The organism is Plectonema radiosum NIES-515, assembly GCF_025753815.1.
Lineage (GTDB): Bacteria > Cyanobacteriota > Cyanobacteriia > Cyanobacteriales > Nostocaceae > Hassallia > Hassallia radiosum_A.
Genome location: NZ_JAOWRF010000316.1, coordinates 71,123 through 77,122 on the forward strand (window position 1 = coordinate 71,123; position 6,000 = coordinate 77,122).

Here is a 6,000-nt window from a genome sequence, read left to right on the forward strand (position 1 = left end):
ATGTCTTTGGAAGTATTTTGGGGAAAATTAGGGCATAAATAGCTAAAACAAAGCAGTGATAATTTAAAAACGCTTACTGGCTTCAATTTAATCGTTGTAACTCAAATTTTTTATAGATAACATGTAAATAAGTTACTAATAAGCTTCTCACACTGTATTTGGCATAAGTTTTTTTTATGGAGATTCAGTTAATCAACATCGGTTTTGGCAACATCGTGTCTGCCAACCGAGTAGTTGCCATTGTCAGTCCAGAGTCTGCCCCGATTAAGCGGATTATTACTGACGCAAGGGACAGAGGTCAACTGATTGACGCGACTTATGGTCGCAGGACTAGAGCTGTAATTATCACAGATTCCAGCCATGTTATTCTCTCGGCAATTCAACCGGAAACGGTAGCAAATCGCTTTGTGGTTTCCCGCGAGCATCAAGTTGTAGATAATTGATTGGGGGTGGGTTGAAAGCCCCACCCCTATTTGCGGCATATCAGCAGTAATATGTGAATTAGACAAGTTTTCTGTCACCCATGCTACCAATTCTTTAGTCAATACTCGCGCCTGAGAATGACTAATGAATAATACCTATCGATTAATTCACAAGTTGAGCGGATGATGCAAGTTTTATCCATCCAGAATGGTGCTACTACCCAAGAAAGCCTCCCTCTGGGCAGGCTGATTGTTTTAACCGGTCCCAGTGGTGTCGGCAAAGGCACACTCATGCGATCGCTTCTACAGCGTCATCCGGAGCTATACTATTCAGTATCCGTGACGACTCGTTCTCCCCGGACTGGGGAAATCGACGGCAAGAATTATTACTTTATTAGCCGTAACAAATTTGAACAATTGGTTGCTCAAGGTGAATTCCTAGAGTGGGCAGAATTTGCGGGTAACTATTACGGCACTCCTCGTGAAGGGGTACTTAATCAAATTCGCGCCGGGAAGACGGTTGTGCTAGAAATAGAGTTGGAAGGGGCACGACAAATCCGCGCTTCTTTCCCTAGCGCCCTCAGCATCTTTATTCTACCGCCTTCTTTTGAAGAATTAGAGCAACGGATACGCAATCGCGGACAGGATTCATCTGAAGCGATCGCCCGTCGTCTACAATGTGCCCATGAAGAAATTAAAGCTGCGCCAGAATTTGATATTCAAATCGTTAATGACGATTTTGAGACTGCTTTAAATGCGATCGCTGCTGCTTTATTTGGTTAACAGAACACATTTAAACCACGGCTAATTAGACATAGGAGTAGAAAAGTAGAGACGTAGCACATGCAACGTCTCTACAAGGCTTTCGGGCAAGGCATAATAAGCATAGCGGTCGATGTCTATTGTTTATCACCCCAATAAATAAAGGACACAAAGAAAAAGTTAACCTTTCTTTTGTGTCCTTATCTTAATTATTAGTCAAATGACTAATAACTAAATTAACCGCCGAATAAACCTTGAATTAGTCCGAGATTGGAAGCCACAAGGTAGGCAACTACTGCACCACCAAGACCACCAATTAAGAAAGCACTGCCAAAGTTACTCCAGCCTTCTTTAGTTTTAAAAGAATCTGGAGGATTTGGTACAGTGACGGTGGCAACTGGTCCCTGAGGATTGGTATTACCATACAGGGACAGGGTGGCGGTAAGAATAACAATTAAGCCAATGGTTGCTAGTAATCCAGCTAAGTTGGCATTACCTGTATTCCGCAGCGGACCCAATTTGGCAAATGGACCAAATATCCAGTAACCATGAGCCATACCTATTTCTAACCCTCGTCTGAAGGTAGTTATACCTGGGCGATAGGCGGGTAAATTATTAATAAACCACTTGACCAATGGAGAAGCATTAATCGGCGTTTCTAGATTTCCCCGCTGCGGATCGCGCCATTCTGGAAAGACAACCTCACGATTTCTAACATCGCTAGGACTATTTTTTGATGCGTCTATTGCTTGCGCCATATTTTGTCTTTGCCTCTAAATAAGATGCTTGATTATTTATTATTAGTAATAATTGTGTCTAAATATGATTTTTAACAGCGAAGTTTAGAAAAGTTAATTAAGCATACATAGAGATGTGAAAATTTTATGCTGTTTCCAGCATTCGCAGTTTTCCAAAATTAATTTTGTTAGCAGTTAATGGTTAGTAGTCAACTAACTATTAACTGCTAACAAAATTCTTTAATTCCGTCGTTTATGGCAACGGGTGGAAAAGTAGGTCGGGGAACCAGTTGTTAAACAAAATCAGCAAAATGGCGGTCAAAGATAAATTGACGAAAAGTAAAACTGGTGCTAATGAAAGATATTTAACGAAATAATTCTGCTGCATGAATCATTCTCCAAAATAGATGAAATTGCCAATCATGGTTAGCGAGGCGAAATCGGGATTTCGGTATCTTTGGCTGTTAATTCACCTGAAAGCAGTTCTTTCACGGCTGCTAGGGGCCAAGTAAAGCCTGACAGCATCAGAGGTAATGCTATTGGCAGGTCGATTGTGATTTCCTTTTTCTCCACATCGCCACCTTCTTTTTTAATGGCTTGTAGATACGCGCGACCTACCCAACCAATCCATCCTGCGATATACAAAAACAGGATGCTGGGAATTAGAAAGTCACCAGCGCGATCAAGACGACCATCGACTATCAGATGAGGTAGACCTTCTGGACCACACAAAGCTTGTCCATAACGCTCAAATCGCTTTTCCCCGGAGGCAGGGTCAGATGTAGTGTTACGCGCTTCTGCTGCCCGTTCTTGAAAAGCAGGAGAGTCCTTGCAGGGTACAAGGTCAGCCCCTAAAGCTTTTGCTGGCGGCGCAAAATTGAACATTAGGCAAATCGCCAAAACCAAAGTAAACAATCGTCTCATTGAGTTGTTTCCTTTTATTACGAAACAAAAAGTTTTTTGTACAAAACGAAGCGGCTTGTACGGTGTTTATCAGCATCGCTAGGAAGTCATCATACTCTTGCCTGGGAACCGAGTAAAGTTTAAGTAAATAAAAGTTAAAGCTTTTAAATCAAGTCTCAATTCAGCATAATCCTGTCATGGCAACCGTTTTAGCTATAGAAACCAGCTGCGATGAAACTGCCGTAGCAATTGTAAATAATCGTCAAGTTTGTAGTAGTATTGTTGCCTCGCAAATTCTGGTTCATCAGGAGTATGGCGGGGTAGTGCCAGAGGTAGCATCCAGGGAGCATTTAGAAACGATAAATCAGGCGATCGCCCAAGCCCTTGAACAAGCAAAACTAGATTGGGCAAAAATCGACGGAATTGCTGCAACTTGTGCGCCCGGACTCGTGGGAGCGCTCTTAGTGGGGTTAACTGCCGCCAAAACCCTGGCAATGGTACACAATAAGCCCTTTTTAGGAATTCACCACCTTGAAGGTCATATTTACGCCACTTACTTAAGCGAGCCTAGTCTCAAGCCTCCTTTTCTTAGCTTACTGGTTTCCGGCGGACACACAAGCTTGATTTATGTCAAAGATTGTGGTGTGTACGAAATTTTAGGACAAACTCGCGATGATGCGGCAGGTGAAGCCTTTGATAAAGTAGCGCGGTTGTTAAAGTTGGGCTATCCCGGTGGACCGATGATTGATCAACTGGCACAGTCAGGCAACTCCTGCGCCTTTGTTTTGCCAGAAGGAAAAGTTTCTTTACCCGGTGGGGGGTATCATCGCTATGATTCGAGTTTTAGCGGGTTAAAAACGGCAGTACAGCGACTAGTGCAACAATTCGAGAAAAATGGGGAGCAAGTGCCTTCAGAGGATATTGCGGCGAGTTTTCAGTCAACCGTAGCGCGATCGCTGACCAAAAGAGCGATCGCCTGTGCCCTTGACTACGATCTCAAAATTATCGCCGTCGGTGGAGGGGTAGCCGCCAACAGTGGTTTGAGGAAACATTTACAAACAGCCGCCTGTGAGCATAACCTGCGCGTCTTATTTCCTCCGATGAAATATTGCACCGATAACGCAGCCATGATAGGCTGTACAGCCTCAGAGCATCTAGCCCTTGGTCATACATCGCCACTTACCCTCAGCGTTCAGTCAAGACTATCGCTTACCCAGGTCATGGATTTATATCAAATAGGGGAAGGGTGAAGGGGGACAAGGGGGACAGGGGGGACTGCGTGATCAAGGGGGACAAGGGGGGAGGGGGAAATTCGTCCTCCTTGTCTTCCCCCTCCCCCCTCTCCTTATCCCCCCCTCGTCCCCCTCCTAACTCCTGACTATTGACCGGATGTGATTGGCAACCGCATCGGGCTGCTCTAACATTGCCAAATGTCCACAATCAGGAATTTCAATAACATTGTCACCACAGTATTGAAACAAAGCATGAAAGCTAGCTAAATGCCGAACATACTTTGGTTCCATAATTTTATCTTCCGCACCAGCTAAGAAATAAACTGGTTGTTTAATTTCGGATACCAACTGAGGTAAGCGATTAATTTCTTCCTCAGTTGTCGAGTCTAGCAGCGTTCCTAGAGCAGCTTCTGGGTCAGCCACAACAAAATCAATCACCCTTTGACGTGCCCAAAAGCGATCCAAAGGACGTGCCACAGTATCTCTAGTAAACAGTAAATCAATCAAAGGTACTTGCCACAGCCACCTTGGACGGATTTGCAAAAGCCGCTGACCTGTTGAGCGAAACTGCTCAAAAGCTTCTTTGAGATAAATTCCACCACCTGCGTTGATACAGATGACACCCTTAACGCGATCTAGCATTTGTGCTGCACCCCAAAGAGCGATCGTCCCTCCTAAAGAATGACCAACTAGCCAAGCACTGCTAATATTCATCTGTTGCAGAAGAACTGCTAAATCCTGAGCATAGGCAGCTGGGGTATAAACAGAATCGAACGGATAGCCAACTTTACAAGGGTCATTGTAAGTTAGGCTCAAACTAGATGTGTCTTCGCGACTACAATCGCTTTTTGCCTCAGGCTGGGACTCACCAAAGCCACGCAAATCATAAGACAGGCACTGGAAATCAACTGATAAGTGAGAAATCACAGGTTGCCAGTATCCACGGCTATTGAGCCAACCGTGGATAAAAACTAAAGCATGGGGGTAGGTCGTGGGAGCCGTTAGCTCGTATGCGTGTGGAACGCCCAGTATTTCAATCCTTGCCATAATTCCATCGTACCCCGAAGGGCGGGCGCGACTAAATACGAGCGAGTTAGTGGTTGTGGTTAGTGGTTAGTGGGTAGTAAGTAGTAGGTAGTGGTGACTAAAACCACCAACAACTAACCACCAACAACTAACCAACTTTTTTCATTTTCCCATTAACCTCTGTCGCACCCCTTCGGCAATTTTGTGACCTAGATATTCAGGAATCAGGCTTTCATTCGGTCCCAATAAGTAAAGAATAAGGCGTGTACGTCCGCGCCAAACCAGTAAATTCGCATTTACCACCAACAAATCTTCCTGCCAAATGGCGTACATCACTTTGTAGAATAATCCTGGTTGGTTATCAGCTTCAATAACTAAGGCAGGCAGATGAAAGACCGGATCGACATAGAATTCGGTTTGTACTTGTTCTAAGCCAGCATCAAGGTTGAATTCTACTGCGAGCATTTCTTCTACCTCAAACCGACCTCCTAAAGCCTCACGAACAGCACGGCAGAGGTTTTCGGCGGTTTTCTCGGTCAAAGCTCTACTGCCACGAGACACCAACAGTTTCATAAAAACCAACATCGGCGGTCGGATCTGACCGTATAGACTTAAACCGTGGATAGTCAGCCCATAAGCTGCCAGCACACCAAAAATATCACTGAGCAGAAAAGACTGGTTGCGGTAGGCAAAATGCAGGGCACTTTTGCTACCTTCCGGTTTCAACTCAATAACCGCACGTCTGGTTTTATAAAGACGGTAGGCTAGCCGCAAATTTTGCAGTTGAATTTCACTGCTAACAAATTGCTCATAAAACTGGGGAAACGCTCGATTAAAGCGTTTTAGGAGTTCCAGGGTCGAAGATTTTAAACCAGAAGCCATTTTTGGGTTAAGACTCGCTCATATTCGTAGCCAAGG

Annotated in this window: 8 protein-coding genes; 3 read left to right on the forward strand and 5 right to left on the reverse strand. The window is 44.5% G+C overall.

Translation table 11 applies throughout. From position 1 onward, the window contains the following. Positions 1 to 176: 176 nt before the first annotated feature. Both remA and gmk read left to right on the forward strand, forming a co-directional pair. Positions 177 to 443, forward strand: coding sequence for an extracellular matrix/biofilm regulator RemA (gene remA / locus OGM63_RS22170; protein WP_029634150.1), 267 nt, complete (start codon positions 177 to 179; stop codon positions 441 to 443). Positions 444 to 605: 162 nt separating this feature from the next. Beyond that, positions 606 to 1,205 carry a guanylate kinase gene (gene gmk, locus OGM63_RS22175; RefSeq protein WP_263747823.1) on the forward strand — a complete coding sequence of 200 codons (600 nt, stop codon included), beginning with the start codon at positions 606 to 608 and terminating at the stop codon, positions 1,203 to 1,205. A 215-nt stretch (positions 1,206 to 1,420) separates the two neighbouring features. Here the strand turns inward: gmk and OGM63_RS22180 are convergent, their stop codons facing one another. The 3 genes from OGM63_RS22180 to OGM63_RS22190 all read right to left on the reverse strand — a co-directional run bounded on the left by OGM63_RS22180 (position 1,421) and on the right by OGM63_RS22190 (position 2,845). After that, entirely contained in the window at positions 1,421 to 1,942 is a 522-nt protein-coding gene (locus tag OGM63_RS22180) for a photosystem I reaction center subunit XI (RefSeq protein ID WP_263747824.1), read from the reverse strand. A gap of 232 nt (positions 1,943 to 2,174) precedes the next feature. Further along, positions 2,175 to 2,309 carry a Photosystem I reaction center subunit IX gene (locus OGM63_RS22185; RefSeq protein ID WP_072022151.1) on the reverse strand — a complete coding sequence of 45 codons (135 nt, stop codon included), beginning with the start codon at positions 2,307 to 2,309 and terminating at the stop codon, positions 2,175 to 2,177. A gap of 38 nt (positions 2,310 to 2,347) precedes the next feature. Further along, entirely contained in the window at positions 2,348 to 2,845 is a 498-nt protein-coding gene (locus OGM63_RS22190; protein WP_263747825.1) for a Photosystem I reaction center subunit III, read from the reverse strand. Between the two features lie 176 nt (positions 2,846 to 3,021). Here OGM63_RS22190 and tsaD point away from each other — a divergent pair, with 176 nt between their 5' ends. Further along, the gene (gene tsaD, locus OGM63_RS22195) at positions 3,022 to 4,074 is read left to right on the forward strand and encodes a tRNA (adenosine(37)-N6)-threonylcarbamoyltransferase complex transferase subunit TsaD (RefSeq protein ID WP_263747826.1); all 1,053 of its coding nucleotides are present in this window, start codon (positions 3,022 to 3,024) and stop codon (positions 4,072 to 4,074) included. 117 nt (positions 4,075 to 4,191) lie between these two features. On the opposite strand, the gene OGM63_RS22200 is transcribed toward tsaD, so the two are convergent. Together OGM63_RS22200 and OGM63_RS22205 are read right to left on the reverse strand one after the other, a co-directional pair. Next, positions 4,192 to 5,103: an alpha/beta fold hydrolase gene (locus OGM63_RS22200; protein WP_263747827.1), complete on the reverse strand. Its 912-nt coding sequence runs from the start codon at positions 5,101 to 5,103 to the stop codon at positions 4,192 to 4,194. A 141-nt stretch (positions 5,104 to 5,244) separates the two neighbouring features. Next, complete coding sequence (locus OGM63_RS22205; protein ID WP_263747828.1) at positions 5,245 to 5,964, reverse strand: hypothetical protein; 720 nt, start codon at positions 5,962 to 5,964, stop codon at positions 5,245 to 5,247. Between the last annotated feature and the right edge of the window lie 36 nt (positions 5,965 to 6,000).

Coding starts and splice junctions, on each gene's coding strand:
- remA (WP_029634150.1), top strand. CDS start 177: ATGGAGATTCAGTTAATCAACATCGGTTTTGGCAACATCGTGTCTGCC.
- gmk (WP_263747823.1), top strand. CDS start 606: ATGATGCAAGTTTTATCCATCCAGAATGGTGCTACTACCCAAGAAAGC.
- OGM63_RS22180 (WP_263747824.1), bottom strand. CDS start 1,942: ATGGCGCAAGCAATAGACGCATCAAAAAATAGTCCTAGCGATGTTAGA.
- OGM63_RS22185 (WP_072022151.1), bottom strand. CDS start 2,309: ATGCAGCAGAATTATTTCGTTAAATATCTTTCATTAGCACCAGTTTTA.
- OGM63_RS22190 (WP_263747825.1), bottom strand. CDS start 2,845: ATGAGACGATTGTTTACTTTGGTTTTGGCGATTTGCCTAATGTTCAAT.
- tsaD (WP_263747826.1), top strand. CDS start 3,022: ATGGCAACCGTTTTAGCTATAGAAACCAGCTGCGATGAAACTGCCGTA.
- OGM63_RS22200 (WP_263747827.1), bottom strand. CDS start 5,103: ATGGCAAGGATTGAAATACTGGGCGTTCCACACGCATACGAGCTAACG.
- OGM63_RS22205 (WP_263747828.1), bottom strand. CDS start 5,964: ATGGCTTCTGGTTTAAAATCTTCGACCCTGGAACTCCTAAAACGCTTT.